At 71.7% G+C, this 16380-nt stretch carries 11 protein-coding genes; 7 read left to right on the top strand and 4 right to left on the bottom strand.

Going from position 1 to position 16380, the window contains the following annotated elements:
* Positions 1-18 precede the first annotated feature (18 nt).
* The 4 genes from OG373_RS24245 (at position 19) to OG373_RS24230 (ending at position 6140) form a co-directional block, all read left to right on the top strand.
* Complete coding sequence (locus OG373_RS24245) at positions 19-1380, top strand: ABC transporter substrate-binding protein (protein ID WP_405440282.1); 1362 nt, start codon at positions 19-21, stop codon at positions 1378-1380.
* A 58-nt stretch (positions 1381-1438) separates the two neighbouring features.
* On the top strand, positions 1439-2761 hold the full coding sequence (locus tag OG373_RS24240; RefSeq protein ID WP_405440280.1) for a carbohydrate ABC transporter permease: 1323 nt from the start codon (positions 1439-1441) through the stop codon (positions 2759-2761).
* Positions 2758-3720, top strand: a complete 963-nt coding sequence (locus OG373_RS24235; protein ID WP_405440278.1) for a carbohydrate ABC transporter permease — start codon at positions 2758-2760, stop codon at positions 3718-3720. Before OG373_RS24240 ends, OG373_RS24235 begins: the two co-directional genes overlap by 4 nt.
* Before the next feature lie 128 nt (positions 3721-3848).
* A complete protein-coding gene (locus OG373_RS24230) occupies positions 3849-6140 on the top strand; it encodes a CDP-glycerol glycerophosphotransferase family protein (RefSeq protein WP_405440277.1) in 2292 nt (763 codons plus the stop codon).
* Between the two features lie 20 nt (positions 6141-6160).
* On the opposite strand, the gene OG373_RS24225 is transcribed toward OG373_RS24230, so the two are convergent.
* On the bottom strand, positions 6161-6781 hold the full coding sequence (locus OG373_RS24225) for a TetR/AcrR family transcriptional regulator (RefSeq protein ID WP_405440275.1): 621 nt from the start codon (positions 6779-6781) through the stop codon (positions 6161-6163).
* Between the two features lie 136 nt (positions 6782-6917).
* Here OG373_RS24225 and OG373_RS24220 point away from each other — a divergent pair, with 136 nt between their 5' ends.
* Positions 6918-7826, top strand: coding sequence for an ABC transporter permease (locus OG373_RS24220; RefSeq protein ID WP_405440273.1), 909 nt, complete (start codon positions 6918-6920; stop codon positions 7824-7826).
* A complete protein-coding gene (locus tag OG373_RS24215; protein ID WP_405440271.1) occupies positions 7819-8607 on the top strand; it encodes an ABC transporter ATP-binding protein in 789 nt (262 codons plus the stop codon). Before OG373_RS24220 ends, OG373_RS24215 begins: the two co-directional genes overlap by 8 nt.
* A 260-nt stretch (positions 8608-8867) precedes the next feature.
* On the opposite strand, the gene OG373_RS24210 is transcribed toward OG373_RS24215, so the two are convergent.
* From OG373_RS24210 to OG373_RS24200, 3 genes are all read right to left on the bottom strand, one after another.
* A complete protein-coding gene (locus OG373_RS24210; protein WP_405440270.1) occupies positions 8868-13835 on the bottom strand; it encodes an NAD-glutamate dehydrogenase in 4968 nt (1655 codons plus the stop codon).
* 389 nt (positions 13836-14224) lie between these two features.
* On the bottom strand, positions 14225-14896 hold the full coding sequence (locus OG373_RS24205) for an HAD family hydrolase (RefSeq protein ID WP_405444182.1): 672 nt from the start codon (positions 14894-14896) through the stop codon (positions 14225-14227).
* Between the two features lie 14 nt (positions 14897-14910).
* A complete protein-coding gene (locus tag OG373_RS24200) occupies positions 14911-15411 on the bottom strand; it encodes a DUF6912 family protein (protein ID WP_405440267.1) in 501 nt (166 codons plus the stop codon).
* Positions 15412-15737: 326 nt separating this feature from the next.
* Here OG373_RS24200 and OG373_RS24195 point away from each other — a divergent pair, with 326 nt between their 5' ends.
* Positions 15738-16163 carry an Rv3235 family protein gene (locus tag OG373_RS24195; protein ID WP_405444180.1) on the top strand — a complete coding sequence of 142 codons (426 nt, stop codon included), beginning with the start codon at positions 15738-15740 and terminating at the stop codon, positions 16161-16163.
* Positions 16164-16380: the final 217 nt, after the last annotated feature.

The raw sequence follows: 16380 nt of genomic DNA, 5'->3' as shown, positions 1-16380 counted from the left end.
GGCATCGGGGGCAGAGCCATGCGCAGGCAGGGAACGAGCCGTACGACACTCACCTGGACGGCGCTCGCGGCGGCGGGCGCGCTCGCGCTCACCGCGTGCGGGGACGGCGGGAAGAAGGAACCGCAGGGGCCCGAGGGCAGCTCGGCCGCCGCGCCCCGGGTGGAATTACCGAAACTGCCCGGCGAGAAGCTGGAGGTCGCCGCGGTCTGGACGGGCCCGGAGCAGGAGAACTTCACCAAGGTCCTGAAGGAGTTCGAGAAGCGGACGGGAGCCTCCGTCACCTTCGTGCCGGCCCAGGACCCGATCGTCACCTTCCTCGGTACGAAGATCGCGGGCGGGGCGCCGCCGGACGTGGCACTGCTCCCGCAGGTCGGTGCGCTGGTCTCGGCGGTGCAGAACAAGTGGGCGCAGCCGGTGGGCCCGGAGGCCGCCGCGCAGCTCGACGCGAACTACTCGGCGGGCTGGAAGAAGCTCGGCGCGGTCGAGGGCACCCAGTACGGCGTCTACTACAAGGCCGCCAACAAGTCGCTGATCTGGTACAACGCGAAGGCCTTCGAGGCGGCGGGCGTCAAGCCGCCCAAGACCTGGAAGGAACTGATCACCGCGGCCGACACGCTGTCCGCCTCCGGTACTCCGCCCGTCTCGGTGGCGGGTGCGGACGGCTGGACCCTCACCGACTGGTTCGAGAACATCTACCTCTCCCAGGCGGGCCCGGAGAAGTACGACCAGCTGGCCAAGCATCAGATCAAGTGGACGGACGACAGTGTCAAGCAGGCGTTGACCACGCTCGGCGAGCTGTTCGGCCGCAAGGACTTCCTGGCGGGCGGGCCGAGCGGGGCGCTGTCCACCGAGTTCCCGAAGTCGGTGACGCAGACCTTCACCGGCGGCGACCGGCCCGCGGCGGCGATGGTCTTCGAGGGCGACTTCGTGGCGGTGAACATCGCGCAGACCGAGGCGAAGGTGGGAGAGGACGCCCTCGTGTTCCCCTTCCCGGCGGTCGGCGGGAAGGCGCCGGTGGTCTCGGGCGGCGACGTGGCGGTCGCGCTGAAGCCGTCGAAGGGGGCGCAGGCCCTGCTCACCTTCCTGGCCTCGGCGGACGCGGCGGAGATCCAGGCGCGGGAGGGCGGTTTCGTCTCCCCGAACAAGGCGGTGGACCTGAAGGCCTATCCGAACACCATCCAGCGGGACATCGCCAAGGCGCTGATCGCCGCGGGCGACGACTTCCGCTTCGACATGTCGGACCAGGCCCCGGCGGCCTTCGGCGGGACCCCGGGCGCGGGTGAGTGGAAGGCGCTCCAGGACTTCCTGGCGAACCCGTCGGACGTGGCGGGCACCCAGGCGAAACTGGAGGCGGACGCGGCCAAGGCCTACGGGAACTGACCCCGTGTCGGCCCCTGCCGCAAAGGGCGCCTCGGGGACGGGTGTCCCCGAGAGGCGCGTGCCCGCCGAGCGCGTCCCCGCGAGCGGCGTCACGGCCGAGGCGCGCCGCCGCCGACTGATCGCGGCCGCCTTCCTCCTCCCGGCCCTCGTGCTGCTCGGCGCGCTCGTCGTGCACCCGATCGGCTACTCCCTCTACCGCAGCTTTTTCGACCGCTCCGGCGCCACCTTCGTCGGCGGCGACAACTACCGGGAGATCCTGAGCGACGACACGATCCGCACCGCCCTGAAGAACACGGCGCTCTGGGTGGTGCTCGCCCCGGCCACGGCCACCGCCCTCGGCCTGATCTTCGCGGTGCTCACCGAACGGGTGCGCTGGGGGACGGCGTTCAAGCTGCTGGTGTTCATGCCGATGGCGATCTCGATGCTGGCCGCGGGCATCATCTTCCGGCTCGTCTACGACCACGATCCCGACCGCGGGGTCGCGAACGCGGTCTGGGTCGGGGTCCACGACACCTTCGCGGAGTCCTCGGCCTTCCCCAAGGCCCGCCCGGGCCGGGACTCGCCGCTCACGGACGCCGGCGGCGGCGCCTTCACCACCCGCGACCCGGTCCGCGCGGGCACCCCGGTGCTGCTCCCGCTGGTCGGCGTGGCCCCGGAGGCCCTGCCGGACGGGACCCGTACCGCGGGCACCGCCGGGGCCGAGCCGGGGAAGGTCACCGGCACCGTCTGGCAGGACTTCACCCGGGGCGGGGGCGGGTCGGCCAACGTGGTCGACCCGACCGAGCAGGGCTTCGCCGGGATGCGGATCGAGGCGGTCGAGGACGGCAGGGTGGTCGATACGACGACCGCGCGCTCCGACGGCACCTTCACCCTGTCCGGGAAGGCCGACGGGGCCCTGCTGCGGCTGCCCGCGGCCAACTTCCGGGAGGCGTACTCCGGGGTGGAGTGGCTGGGCCCGTCGCTCGTCACCCCGGCGGTCATCGGGGCGTACGTATGGATGTGGGCCGGTTTCTCGATGGTGCTGATCGGGGCCGGGCTGGCCGCCGTACCGCGTGAACTGCTGGAGGCCGCGCGCGTGGACGGGGCGAACGAGTGGCAGGTGTTCCGCCGGATCACCGTCCCGCTGCTGGCGCCCGTCCTGGCGGTCGTGCTCGTCACCCTCGTCATCAACGTCATGAAGATCTTCGACCTGGTCTTCGTGATCGCACCGGGCGCCGTCCAGGACGACGCGAACGTGCTGGCGCTCCAGCTGTACCGGACCTCCTTCGGCACGGACGCCGATCCGGGGCTGGGCAGCGCGATCGCGGTACTGCTGCTGGTGCTGGTGATCCCGGTGATGCTCGTGAATATCCGCCGGCTGCGCAAGGAGGGGTCCCGATGAGCCGTTCCGACGTGACGCCGGACCCGGTGGCGGACGGCCCGGCGGCGGGCCCGCAGGTGGCTAAGCCCTCGACTCCGGAGCCCGCGACCGCGAAGCCCCCGCACGCCACGTCCTCGTACGCCACCCTCCTCTCCGGCAAACTCGCCGCAGGCGCCCTGCGCGTCTTCCTGGTCGTCGCGGCACTGTTCTGGCTGCTGCCCACGCTCGGGCTGCTGCTCTCCTCCTTCCTGTCCCCCACCGATCTCAACAACGGCGGCTGGTGGCAGGTGCTGACCGCGCCCGCGCGGCTGACGTCCGACAACTACGAGCGGCTGCTGGCCAATGACACGATCACCGGCTCCCTCCTGAACACGTTCGCGATCGCCGTACCGGCCACCCTGCTGGTCCTGACCCTCGGCGCGTTCGCCGGATACGCCTTCGCCTGGCTGGAGTTCCCCGGCCGGGACTGGCTCTTCCTCGTCGTCGTCGGGCTGCTCGTGGTCCCCGTTCAGGTGGCCCTGATCCCGGTGTCCGAACTCTTCGGCTCCATCGGGCTGTTCGAGACCACGGCGGGCGTGGTCCTCTTCCACACCGCCTTCGGACTGCCCTTCGCCGTGTTCCTGCTGCGCAACTTCTTCGCGGAGATCCCGCGCGAGCTGCTGGAGGCCGCCCGCCTCGACGGGGCGGGTGAACTGCGCCTGTTCGCAACGGTGGTGCTGCCGCTCGGCGGCCCGGCGATCGCCTCGCTCGGCATCTTCCAGTTCCTGTGGGTGTGGAACGACATGCTGGTGGCCCTGGTCTTCGCGGACTCCGCCAGCCCGCCCGTCACGGTCGCCCTCCAGCAGCAGGTACGGCAGTTCGGGAACAACATCGACGTGCTCGCGCCCGGCGCGTTCCTGTCGATGGTGATCCCGCTCGTCGTCTTCTTCGCCTTCCAGCGGCATTTCGTCTCGGGGGTGATGGCCGGGGCGATCAAGTAGCCGGCTCTCCGCACCGCCGGTGACGTGCCCCCTTGACGCTGCGTAATCCGAATGCCGCACGCTGCGTAACCCGATCGCCACACCGGGGGTTCCTGGGCCATATGCCCGTGCCGACCCCTGGATGTGCCGTGCCCCGGTTCAGCGTCATCGTGCCCGCGTACAAGGTCCAGGCCTACCTCCAGGAGAGTCTGGACTCGGTCCTGACGCAGTCGTACCCGGATCTGGAGCTGATCGCGGTCGACGACGCCTCTCCGGACGCCTGCGGCTCGATCATCGACGAGTACGCGTCCCGGGACCCCCGGGTGACGGCGGTGCACCTGGCGCACAACCTGGGGCTGGGACCGGCCCGCAACGCGGGCCTGGCCCGGGCGACCGGCGACTACCTGGTCTTCCTCGACGGTGACGACACCCTCGCTCCGGGCGCCCTGCAGGCCATCACCGACCGGCTGAAGGCCACCGGCTCCCCCGACGTCCTGATCCACGACTACGCGCGCACCTTCTGGTCGGGCGAACTGGTGCGCAACCGCCTCTCGCACCGGCTGTCCGAGGAGGGCCCGGCCAGCTTCCGCCTCGCCGACCGCCCGGCCCTCCTCGGCATGCTGATGGTGGTGTGGAACAAGACGTACCGCCGCGAGTTCGTCGAGCGCGAGGGCCTGTCCTTCCCGCCCGGCTTCTACGAGGACACCCCCTGGACCTACCCGGCACTGCTGGCCGCGGAGTCCATTGCCGTCCTGGACCGGATCTGCGTCCATTACCGGCAGCGGCGCACCGGCTCGATCCTGACCACCACCAGCCGCCGCCACCTCGACATCTTCGACCAGTACGACCGCGTCTTCGGACACCTCGCCGGCCGCCCCGAGCTGGAGCGCTGGCGCCCCGCCCTGCACCGCCGGATGGCCGAGCACTTCTGCGCCCTGTACGCCGACCCGCGCCGCCTCCCGCGCGCCGCCCGGGCCGAGTTCTTCGGCCGGGCCTGCGCCCTGCTGCGCCGCTACCACCCCCAGGGCGGCAGCGGCAGCGGCGCGCTGCCGCCGGCCCTGTCGCGGACCGACCGGGTCCGGCACACCCTGATGCGGCTGGGCACCCGGCGCACGTACCGGCTGCTGTCGGCGCTGCGCTCGGCGGCACTGGCGCTGGGCCGCGCGGCCTCGGCGCTCGGGCGGGGTCTGCGGGAGTCCTCGCTGCGGCTGCACTACCGGATCCAGCGGCTGCTGCCGCTGCGCCCGGAGCTCGCGGTCTTCTCCGCGTACTGGCACGGCGGCTACGCCTGCAACCCGGCGGCGATCGAGGCCAAGCTGCGGGAGCTGGCGCCGCGGATGCGCACGGCGTGGATCTGCGACCCGGCGCACGCCTCGACCCTGCCCCGCGAGACGGTGGCACTGCGCCCGGGCTCGGCGGCGTACTGGACCGCCCTGGCCCGGGCCGGCCACCTGATCACGAACGTCAACTTCGACCGCGCCCTGGTCAAGCGGCCGGGCCAGATCCTCGTCCAGACCCAGCACGGGACCCCGCTCAAGCGCGTGGGCCTCGACCTCCTGGACCGCCCGGCGGCCACCCCGACCCCGGACTTCGCGGGCCTGCTGCGCGGCGCCGACCAGTGGGACTACCTGCTCTCCTCGAACCGGCACTCCACCCTGGTCTGGGAGAAGGCCGTCCCGTCCTCCTACACGACGCTGGAGTACGGCTATCCGCGCAACGACATCTTCCACCGGGCGGGCCCGGCCGAGGTGCTGGAGCTGCGCGAACGCCTGGGCATCCCGGCGGGCTCCACGGCCGTGCTGTACGCGCCCACGCACCGCGACTACCGGCGCAGCCGGCCGGACCACCTGGACTTCGAGCGGGTCCTGCGGGACCTGGGCCCGCGCTTCACGATCCTCGCCCGCACCCACCTCACGTACGCGGACCTCCCGCCGTCACCGGACACCCACCCGCGCCTGATCGACGTCTCCTCCCACCCCTCGGTGGAGGAGCTCGCGCTGGCCTCGGACGCGCTGGTGACGGACTACTCGTCCCTGATGTTCGACTACGCGGCGCTGGACCGGCCGATCGTGATCCACGCGGACGACTGGGAGGCGTACGAGGCGGCCCGGGGCACGTACTTCGACCTGCGGTCCTGCCCGCCGGGGGCGATCGCCCGGACCCAGGACGAGCTGGTGGACATCTTCACCACCGGTCACTGGCAGGGCTCGCGCTCCGCGCAGCTGCGGGCGGCCTTCCGTGCGCGCTTCTGCCAGTTCGACGACGGCCACGCGGCGGAGCGGGTCGTGCGCCGGATCTTCCTGGGGCAGACGGCCCCGATCCCGGCGGTCATGCCCCTGGAGGACCGCCGCCCGACGCCCGCGGCCCCCGCGGCCTCGACCTCGACCCCGGCCTCGGCCTCGGCTGCACCGGCACCGGCGCTGGCCCCCGTCTGGCCGTAGCGGCCGGCCGGCGGCGGGGCTCAGACGGCGCGCAGCCCCGCCACGACCGACCGGGCCAGTTCGTCGAGGTACCCGGCGGTGACCTCGTCCCGGACGACCACCTGCCGCCAGTAGAGCGGCCCGATCGCCAGGTCGAGCGCCCGCCCCGGGTCGGTGCCCTCCGCCAGCTCGCCGCGCGTGACGGCTCCGGAGACGATCCCCTCCGCCATGCGGCGCTGTCCGTCGAGCAGTGCGCCGCGCACCGCTTCGGCGATCTCCGGGTTCCGCGCCGCCTCCACCAGCAGGTCGGGGATGACCGCGGACGCCACCGGGTGACGCAGTACGTGTGACATGACCTCCAGCAGGGCGCGTACGTCCCCGTACAGCGAGCCCGTCGCGGGCACCGGCAGGCCGTCCACGGCGAAGGCCCCCACCAGGTCCAGCACCAGGTGCAGCTTCGACTTCCACCGCCGGTAGACCGCGGTCTTGCCGACCCCCGCCCGCCGGGCGATGCCCTCGATGGACATCCGCGCGAAGCCGACCGCGGCCAGTTCCTCCACCACCGCGTCGCGGATCGCCTCCGTCACGTCCGCGCGCAGGACGGCGGCCCCGGCGGGGGCTCTACGGGCGGGGGCGGGGGCGGCGGCGGGGTCCGTGGTCATGCACAGAGCATAGCCGCGCCCCGTCACGACGATACGGTTGCGTTCCGACGCGCCACGGCTTAACCTCGCCGTAGCGACGATACGGACCCGTCCCGACCTCGGCAGCGACGTACTGACCCCCGTCGAAAGCGAACCTGTGACCACCGCGACCGCACCCAAGACCGCGCCCGCGCCCTCCGCGGAACTCGCGCAACTCGCCGCCGCCCACGGCCTCACCCTCAGCGGCGCCCGCCCCACGCTCCCCCGCTACATCGCGGAGCTCTGGGACCGCCGTCACTTCGTGACCGCGTACGCGACCGCCCGTATGCAGGCCACGTACAGCTCGGCCAAGCTCGGCCAGCTCTGGCACCTGGTGACCCCGCTGCTGAACGCGGCGGTCTACTACTTCATCTTCGGCATCGTGATGAAGGCCAGCAACGGCGTGCCGGACTACGTCCCCTTCCTGATCACCGGCATCTTCGTCTGGGACTTCATCGGCAGCTCCATCAACGCCGGCACCCGCGCCGTCCACAGCAACCGCGGCCTGGTCCGCGCCCTGCACTTCCCCCGCGCGAGCCTGCCCATCTCCACAGTCGTCCAGCTCTTCCAGCAGCTGCTCGTCACCATGGGCGCGCTGGTCATCCTACTGCTGGCCTTCGGCCAGCGGCCCGCCTGGTCCTGGTTCCTGGCCCTGCCGGCGCTGCTGCTGATGGCCGTCTTCGCCACCGGCTGCGCGATGGTCATGGCCCGTATCGGCAGCAAGAGCCCGGACGTCAGCCAGCTGATGCCCTTCGTGCTGCGCACCTGGATGTACTCCTCGGGCGTCATGTGGTCCATCGACCAGATGCTCAAGACGGACCACCTGCCGCACTGGGTGCTCATGGCGCTCAAGTTCAACCCCGCGGCCGTCTACATCGACCTGATGCGCTTCTCGCTGATCGACAGCTTCGGAGCGCACTCGCTCCCGCCGCACGCGTGGCTCGTCGCCCTCGGCTGGGCCCTGCTCGCCGGCGTCGGCGGCTTCATCTGGTTCTGGAAGGCAGAAGAGGAGTACGGCCGTGGCTGACACCGCGACGAAGACCGACACCCGGGTGCCCACCGTCATCGCCGACGGGGTCCACGTCATCTACAAGGTCCACGGCGCCGGCGCCCGCAAGGGCGGCGCCACCGCGGCGCTCAGCCGGGTCTTCTCCCGCCGCCCCTCCCCCGGCATGAAGGAGGTGCACGCCGTCAAGGGCGTCACCTTCACCGCCCACAAGGGCGAGGCCATCGGGCTCATCGGCTCCAACGGCTCGGGCAAGTCCACCCTGCTGGCCGCCATCGCCGGCCTCCAGCCGGTGGCCCACGGCCGGATCTACTCGCACGGCCAGCCGTCCCTGCTGGGCGTGAACGCCGCCCTGATGAACGACCTGACGGGCGAGCGCAACGTCGTCCTCGGCGGCCTCGCGATGGGCATGTCCAAGCAGCAGATCCGCGAGCGCTACCAGGGCATCGTCGACTTCTCCGGCATCAACGAGAAGGGCGACTTCATCTCCCTGCCCATGCGGACGTACTCCTCCGGGATGGGCGCCCGGCTGCGGTTCTCCATCGCCGCCGCCAAGGACCACGACGTCCTGATGATCGACGAGGCCCTGGCCACGGGCGACGCCGCGTTCCAGCGCCGCAGCCAGGCCCGCATCGAGGAACTCCGCGAGCACGCGGGCACCGTCTTCCTCGTCAGCCACAGCATCAACACGGTCCGCGAGACCTGCGACCGCGCGATCTGGCTGGAGTCGGGCGTCCTCCGCATGGACGGCCCCTCGGCGGAGGTCTGCGACGCCTACGAGGCCTTCACGGCGGGCCGCTGACCAGCCCCGCCCGGACCCGCGCCTCAAATGCCGGCGGGGCTGGAAAATCCAGCCCCGCCGGCATTTGAGGCGCTCTTTTCAGCCCCGCCGGCGTTTGAGGCGCTCTTTTCAGCCCCGCCGGCGTTTGAGGCGCGGGGGCCCGGGGGCAGCGCCCCCGCAACGGCGCCGCACCCGCGGACACACCGGAACCGGGAACGGGCCGGGCCCGGGACCACAAGGTCCCGGGCCCGGCCCGTTCCGTTCCGTTCCGTACGACCCGATCAGCTGTGCACGCGCAACAGCGACCGCATCGTCCGCATCGCCACCGACAGATTCGCCAGGTCGAAGTCGTCCGACCCCTGGATCTCGTCCAGAGTCGTCCGCGCCCGCCCGATGATCGCCGCGTTCTTCTCCTCCCACGCCTTGAAGCGCTCCTCGGGAGTCGACGACCCGTTGCCCACCGACAGCACATCGGCGGTCAGGGCCGCGTGCGCCGCGAACAGGTCCTCGCGGATGGACGCGCGGGCCATCGACTGCCAGCGGTCGGACCGCGGCAGCTCGATGATCCGGTCCATCAGCTGGGTGATCTTCAGGCGGTCGGCGAGGTCGTAGTACACCTCGGCGACCTCCAGCGGGTCCACACCCGTACGGTCCGCGATCGCCACGATGTCGAGCGCCGGGAAGGCGGACGAGAAGCCGGCCACCTTGGCGGCCAGTTCCTCCGGAACGCCCTCGCCCGTCAGCTCGTCCATGATCGACTGGTACCAGTCCAGGTCGGCACCGCGCACCAGCTTCGGCAGCTCGGCCCAGACCTGGACCACGCGCTCGGCGAAGAGGGCGATGGTCTCGGTGATCTGGAGCGGCTGCGGCCGGTTGTTCAGCAGCCAGCGGGTACCGCGCTCGACCAGGCGCCGCGAGTGCAGCCGCACCCGGGTCTGGACATCGGCGGCGACCTTGTTGTCGAGCGCCTCCACCGCGTCCCACACGTCGGCCAGGCCGAAGATCTCGCGGGCCGCGAGCTGCGCCCGGACGATCTCCTCCGTGGAGGCCCCGCTCTCCTCGCGCAGACGGTGCAGGAAGGTCGATCCACCGGTGTTGACGGTGTCGTTGACCAGGATGGTGGTGATGATCTCCCGGCGCAGCGCGTGCACGTCGATCTGCTCGGTGAGCCTCTCGGCCAGCGCGGCCGGGAAGTACGCGAAGAGCAGGCGGCGCAGGTACGGGTCGTCCGGCAGCTCGGTGGCGATCAGCTCGTCCGCCACCGTGATCTTGGTGTAGGCGAACAGCACGGCCAGCTCCGGCTGGGTCAGGCCCTTGCCGCTGCTGAGCAGCTCGCGGATCTGCCGGTCGGTGGGCAGGAACTCCAGCGCCCGGTCCAGCCGTCCGTCGTTCTCCAGCCGGCGCATGTAGCGCTGCTGGGCGTGGAGCAGGCTCGGGGCCTGCGCCGCGCCGTTGGCGAGCGCGACGTTCTGCGCGTAGTTGTTGCGCAGCACCAGGTGGCCGACCTCGTCGGTCATCTGAGCGAGCAGCTTGTTGCGCTGCTTGACGGTCATGTCGCCGTCCGTGACGACCGCGTTGAGCAGGATCTTGATGTTCACCTCGTGGTCGGAGGTGTCCACGCCCGCGCTGTTGTCGATGGCGTCGGTGTTGACCTTGCCGCCCTCGCCGCCGGCGCCGCTGCGGGCGAACTCGATCCGGCCGAGCTGGGTCAGACCCAGGTTGCCGCCCTCGCCGATGACCTTGGCCCGCACATCGGAGCCGTTGACGCGGATCGCGTCGTTGGCCTTGTCGCCGACGTCCGCGTGCGTCTCGGCGGTGGCCTTGACGTACGTACCGATGCCGCCGTTCCACAGCAGGTCCACGGGGGACTGCAGGATCGCCTTCATCAGGTCGGCCGGGGTCATCTTGGTGACGCCGGCCTCGATGCCGAGGGCCTCACGGATCTGCGCGGTGATCGGGACGGCCTTCGCCGAACGCGGGTGGATGCCACCGCCCGCCGAGATCAGCGAGGTGTCGTAGTCGGCCCACGAGGAGCGCGGCAGCTCGAACAGGCGCCGGCGCTCGGCGTACGAGGTGGCCGCGTCCGGGTTCGGGTCGATGAAGATGTGCCGGTGGTCGAAGGCGGCGACCAGGCGGATGTGCTCGGAGAGCAGCATGCCGTTGCCGAACACGTCACCGGACATGTCACCGACGCCGACGACGGTGAAGTCCTCGGTCTGGGTGTCGTGGCCGAGCTCGCGGAAGTGCCGCTTGACGGACTCCCACGCGCCGCGGGCGGTGATGCCCATGCCCTTGTGGTCGTAGCCGGCGGAGCCGCCCGACGCGAAGGCGTCGCCGAGCCAGAATCCGTAGGACTCGGCCACTCCGTTGGCGATGTCGGAGAAGGTCGCGGTGCCCTTGTCGGCGGCGACGACGAGGTAGGTGTCGTCCTCGTCGTGGCGGACCACGCCCTTGGGGGGCAGGACCTCGCCGGCGACCATGTTGTCGGTGATGTCGAGCAGCGCCGAGATGAAGATCTTGTACGAGGCGATGCCCTCGGCGAGCCAGGCGTCGCGGTCCACCGACGGGTCGGGGAGGTTCTTCGCGACGAAGCCGCCCTTGGCGCCGACCGGCACGATCACGGTGTTCTTGACCATCTGCGCCTTGACCAGGCCGAGGATCTCCGTACGGAAGTCCTCGCGGCGGTCGGACCAGCGCAGGCCGCCTCGGGCGACCTTGCCGAAGCGCAGGTGGACGCCCTCGACGCGCGGGGAGTACACCCAGATCTCGAAGGCCGGACGCGGGGCCGGCAGGTCCGGGATGGCCTGCGGGTCGAACTTCATCGACACGTACGCGTGCTGCTCGCCCACACCGTTGAGCTGGAAGAAGTTCGTGCGCAGCGTGGCCTTGATGAGGGTGAGGAAGGCCCGCAGGATGCGGTCCTCGTCGAGCGAGGCGACCTGGTCCAGGGCTCCGTCGAGCTCCTCCAGCATGGCGTCCACGAGCTCGCTGCCGGCGGTCTGGCGCACGGGCGCCATCCGGGCCTCGAAGAGCGAGACCAGCAGGCGGGTGGTGTGGACGTTGTTGCGGAGGGTGTCCTCCATGTAGTCCTGGCTGAAGGTGGAGCCGGCCTGGCGCAGGTACTTGGCGTACGCGCGCAGGACGACGGCCTGCCGCCAGGTGAGCCCGGCGCTCAGCACCAGGGCGTTGAAGTTGTCGTTCTCGGCGTCGCCCTGCCAGACCGCGGCGAAGGCGTCCTGGAAGCGCTCGCGGGCGTCGTCGCCGAGGTAGTTGCTGTCCCCGCTGCCGGCGACGGGCATCCGCAGACCGAAGTCGTAGATCCACGCGCTGACCCGGTCGGAGCGGCGCAGCTCGTAGGGGCGCTCGTCGGTGACCTCGACGCCCAGGCGCTGCAGCACCGGCAGGACCGCGGAGAGCGAGACCTGGTCGCCGGTGCGGAAGATCTTGAACCGGCGCTCGCCGGGGCCCGCGCCCACGGGCTCGTAGAGCGAGAGCGCGAACTTGCGGTCGCTGGCGGCGAGCCGCTCCAGGTGGACCAGGTCGGCGACGGCGGCGCGCGGCGAGTGGTCGGCCTTGTAGCCCTCGGTGAAGGAGGTGCCGTAGCGGCGCAGCAGCTCCGCGGCGCGCTCCTCGCCGCACTCGGCGATCAGCGCTTCCTGGAAGCCGTCGGACCAGGAACGGGCGGCCTCGACGAGACGGCCCTCGATGCGCTCGACGTCGGAGTCGGTCAGGGCGGGCAGCTCGGTGCCCTGCGGGACGCGGACGACGAAGTGGATGCGGGACAGGATCGACTCGGTGTTCCACGCGGTGAAGTCGACGCTGATGCCGCCGAGTTCCTCCCGGAGGATGTCCATCAGGCGCAGCCGGACACCGGTGGTGAATCGGTCGCGGGGCAGGTAGACCAGCGCCGAGTAGTAGCGGCCGTACTCGTCCTGGCGCAGGTAGAGCCGCAGCCGGCGGCGTTCCTGGAGGTACAGGACGGAGGTGACGATGGCCTGGAGCTGGTCGACCGGGGTCTGGAACAGCTCGTCGCGCGGGTAGGTCTCCAGGATCTGCAGCAGGTCGCGGCCGTCGTGGCTGCTCGGCGCGAAGCCGGCGCCGTCGAGGACCTCGACGACCTTGCGGCGGATGACCGGGACGCGGCGCACGGACTCGGTGTACGCGGCGGAGGAGAACAGGCCGAGGAAGCGGCGCTCGCCGACGACGTTGCCCTCGGCGTCGAACTTCTTGACGCCCACGTAGTCGAGGTACGAGGGGCGGTGCACGGTGGAGCGGCTGTTGGCCTTGGTCAGCACCAGCAGGCGGTGCTCGCGGGCCTTGGCGCGGGCGTCGGCCGGCAGCCGGTTGAAGGACGGCGAGACCGGGTGGCCGTCGTCCTTGCCGCTGTGGTGCGGGTCGGAGCGCAGGATGCCGAGGCCGGTGCCGGGCACGGCGGACAGGGCGTCGCCGTCGACGAGGTTGTACTCGCGGTAGCCGAGGAAGGTGAAGTGGTCGTCGGCGAGCCAGCGCAGCAGCTCACGGGCCTCTTCGAGCTCGTACTCGCGCAGGTCGGGGGCGGTCGGCTCCTCGGGCAGGCCCTCGGCGATGCGCAGCGCGGCGTCGCGCATCTTCTCCCAGTCCTCGACGGACTCCCGGACGTCGGACAGGACGCGCTGCAGATCGGCGGTGATCTGCTTGAGATCGGCCCTGTCGGTCTCGCGGTCGATCTCGACGTGGATCCAGGACTCGACGAGGGAGTCGTGGGGACGCGCGGTGGCGGGGCCGTGGGCGTCGCAGTCGGGGCCGAGGATCTCGATCAGCTTGCCGGTGATGTCACGGCGGACGACGACCTGCGGGTGGATCACGACGTGGATGCCGCGGCCCTGGCGGGACAACTCGTTCGTCACGGAGTCCACGAGGAAGGGCATGTCGTCGGTGACGACCTCGACGACGGAGTGGCTGGAGGTCCAGCCGTTCTCCTCCACCGTGGGGGTGTGCACGCGCACGTTCGCGGTGCCCTGCGGCCGGTTCTCGGCGAGCCGGTAGTGCGAGAGCGCGGCTCCGAACACGTCGACCGGGTCCCGGTCCGCGAGGTCCTCGGGCGCCGTGTGCAGGTAGTAGCGCTGGAGGTAGGAGATCACCGCGTCCTGATCTGGACGCTCTCCCCGCTCGGACCCAGTCGGAAGTAGCCCCCCGGCCGGGCTGTGCTCAGCTACCCGGGCCGCCCGTGCGAGCAGCTCGGCCTTTGCTTCGTCCAGCTTGGTCTGCATGTCCTCTGGCTCCTGTCGCGCGCCATTGCGTGACGTAGGTGAAGGAAGGAATGACATAGCACCGCGAGGCGGGGTGTCCGTTCGGGATCGACGCTATGTCGTCGAGAGAGCCGCCCGGGAGGGAATGAGCCATGATCGGCCGGATGTCCCGGGGGCGGGGATCAGCGAAGGCCCGGGCACGGTCGTGCGCCGGGCGCAGGCCGGAGGCTCCAGTGCCCCCGATGACTATCGCGCTGATCACGGGTACAAGGCTATCCCGACCTACCCCCAGGACGTCATTCGCTGCTTCTGTACAAATCTTGGGGTGGAACTTTGACACTCTGGCCAGCGACGTGACCGGCCGTCCGTGCAGCGGCCCGTCCAGTCGCTGTCCAGTCACTGTCCAGTCGCTATCCGGCCAGCTCGCGAGCTGTGAGTACGGCCTCTGCCAGGCTGTCGACGACCGGCACCCCGGCTGATTCCAGACTGCTGCGGCTGTGCGAACCGCCCGTGTAGAGAACGGCCCGGGCACCGACGTGGGCAGCGGCGAGCGCGTCGTCCACGGCGTCTCCGATGAGGACCGTACGATCCGCCGTCACACCCGTCCCGTCGAGGGCGGCCAGGTGGCGTACGAGGTGTCCCGCCTTGGAGGTGTGGGAGGGTCCGGTCCGCCCGTCGACGCGCAGGAAGTGCTGGTCGATGCCGTGGGACCGGACCAGGGGCACGAGCTTGTCGTGGGGCGCGAGGGACAGCAGGGACTGGGTCAGCCCGCCCAGCTGCCAGTCCCGGAGCAGCTCACGGGCACCCTCGGCCAGCCCGGCGCCCTCGGCGGCGGCCCAGTAGTGGCGGTGGAAGGTGTCGTCCATGACGAGCCACTCCTCCTCGGTGGGCAGCCGTCCCATGAGGCGCTCGTAGAACTTGGGCACCGGTACGACGTACAGGTCGCGGTAGGTCTCCAGGGTGATCGGCGCGAAGCCGAGCTCGGCGAAGGAGGCGTTGGTCGCGGCTATGACGGCGTCGATGTCGTGGAGGAGCGTGCCGTTCCAGTCCCAGACGATGTGGTTCGGGTGCGGGTTCGGGATCGGGATCACCGGCATCACTTCAGCAGCCCCGGGATCTCCTGGACGCCGAACCACAGCAGCTCGTGGTCCTCGGCACCGTCGACGGTGAACCGGGCGTCCGCGTCACCGCCGTCGGCGGCGGGCAGGGCCGCCGCGGCGGCGGCGACGTCCGCCTCGGCGTCGTCGGCGTCCACGTGCACGGCGGCGGCCACGTCGAGCCGTACGGCGGCGGCGAGGGTCACCTGGCCGAGCGTGGCCTCGTCGAGCTCGGGAGCGGCCGTGGCGGCCTTGTCGTCGACGTCGAGGGCGACCACGACGCGTCGGCGCGGGGCGCCCGCGTCCGCGGCGACCAGCCGCAGGGAGGCGAGCGCGGCCCGGTTCAGGGCCGCGTACTCCAGCTCCTCGATGTCGTCCGACACGTACCACTCGCGGAGCCCGGGGGTGACGGCGTACGCCCGCAGCGGGGCGGGGCCCAGCTCACCCGCCTGGTGCACCTCGGCGAGCCCGGGGAGGGTCAGGGGGACGTACACGCGCATGGCCGGCTGCTTTCGGTAGTCGGAAACGCCCCCAGGATACGACTCGGACGGAGCCGGCCGGGTGATGGACGCCGTCCCCCTTCGGGGCGCCGGAGCGGGAGCCGCCCCCGTCCACACGGGTCCTCGTACGGGCGCCGGCCGGGGCCCGTGACCGGGAGCCGCCCACCCTGATAGGGGAACCGGGCGGATGGCCCGCGGCGCCGCGGGTGCGGTTGCGGAGCGTGTTCGGCGGCCGTAGAAGATCCCCATCAAGTTACCGCCCGGTATGGCTCCGGGCCCGGCCTGTTCGGGGGCAGATCGCGATGGACACCACGATGCGCGGCACGATGACCGGCAACGACGGCAGCCGCCGGCGGCCCGGGGGCCGCGCCCGGACCCGGCCGGCCGGCCGCCGCGACCCGCGGCGCCCCGCCGGCCCCCCGCGCACCCTGCGGCCGGGCCCGCACCACTGGTTCGCCGAACACCTCCTCGCGGTGGTCAGCGGCCTGCGCCCGGTCCACTCGCTGCTCGGCCACACCGTCGGCCCCGCCTACCAGCAGCTGATCACCCTGGCCCCCACGGAGCCCCTCCGCGACCGCCTGCGCCCGGTCATCCGCCAGTGCGGCCGCTTCACCCCCGGCCCGGGAGTCATCGAGGCCTTCGCCCGCATCGCCACGGGCGACCGCCTCTCGGCCATGGCCTTCCGCCTCGAACAGGGCCCGGACCTCCGCTGGCGCTGCGCAGCAGTAGAAATCCAGGGCCGCCGCCCGTGACGCCGCAACCCGCCCGCACCACCCCGGCCCCGCCGCACCACTCCACCCCCGCCGCACCACTCCAGCCCCGCCGGCGTTTGAGGCGCGGGGTCCGGGGCGGAGCCCCGGCAACGGCGCCGCACACGGCACCGCACGGCGCCGCACAACGCGGCCGGGGCCGGACACCCCACGGTGTCCGGCCCCGGCCGACAGCTCGCCCTCAGCCCAGCGGCAACGC

Source organism: Streptomyces avidinii (assembly GCF_045161815.1).
GTDB lineage: Bacteria > Actinomycetota > Actinomycetes > Streptomycetales > Streptomycetaceae > Streptomyces > Streptomyces avidinii.
Note: the sequence above shows the minus strand (reverse complement) of the source record. Positions and strands in the feature narration are given on the sequence as shown.

Bases quoted from the DNA above. Each gene is read 5' to 3' on its own strand.
- OG373_RS24245 (WP_405440282.1), top strand. From the start codon at position 19: ATGCGCAGGCAGGGAACGAGCCGTACGACACTCACCTGGACGGCGCTC.
- OG373_RS24195 (WP_405444180.1), top strand. From the start codon at position 15,738: ATGACCGGCAACGACGGCAGCCGCCGGCGGCCCGGGGGCCGCGCCCGG.
- OG373_RS24210 (WP_405440270.1), bottom strand. From the start codon at position 13,835: ATGCAGACCAAGCTGGACGAAGCAAAGGCCGAGCTGCTCGCACGGGCG.
- OG373_RS24200 (WP_405440267.1), bottom strand. From the start codon at position 15,411: ATGCGCGTGTACGTCCCCCTGACCCTCCCCGGGCTCGCCGAGGTGCAC.
- OG373_RS24225 (WP_405440275.1), bottom strand. From the start codon at position 6,781: ATGACCACGGACCCCGCCGCCGCCCCCGCCCCCGCCCGTAGAGCCCCC.
- OG373_RS24235 (WP_405440278.1), top strand. From the start codon at position 2,758: ATGAGCCGTTCCGACGTGACGCCGGACCCGGTGGCGGACGGCCCGGCG.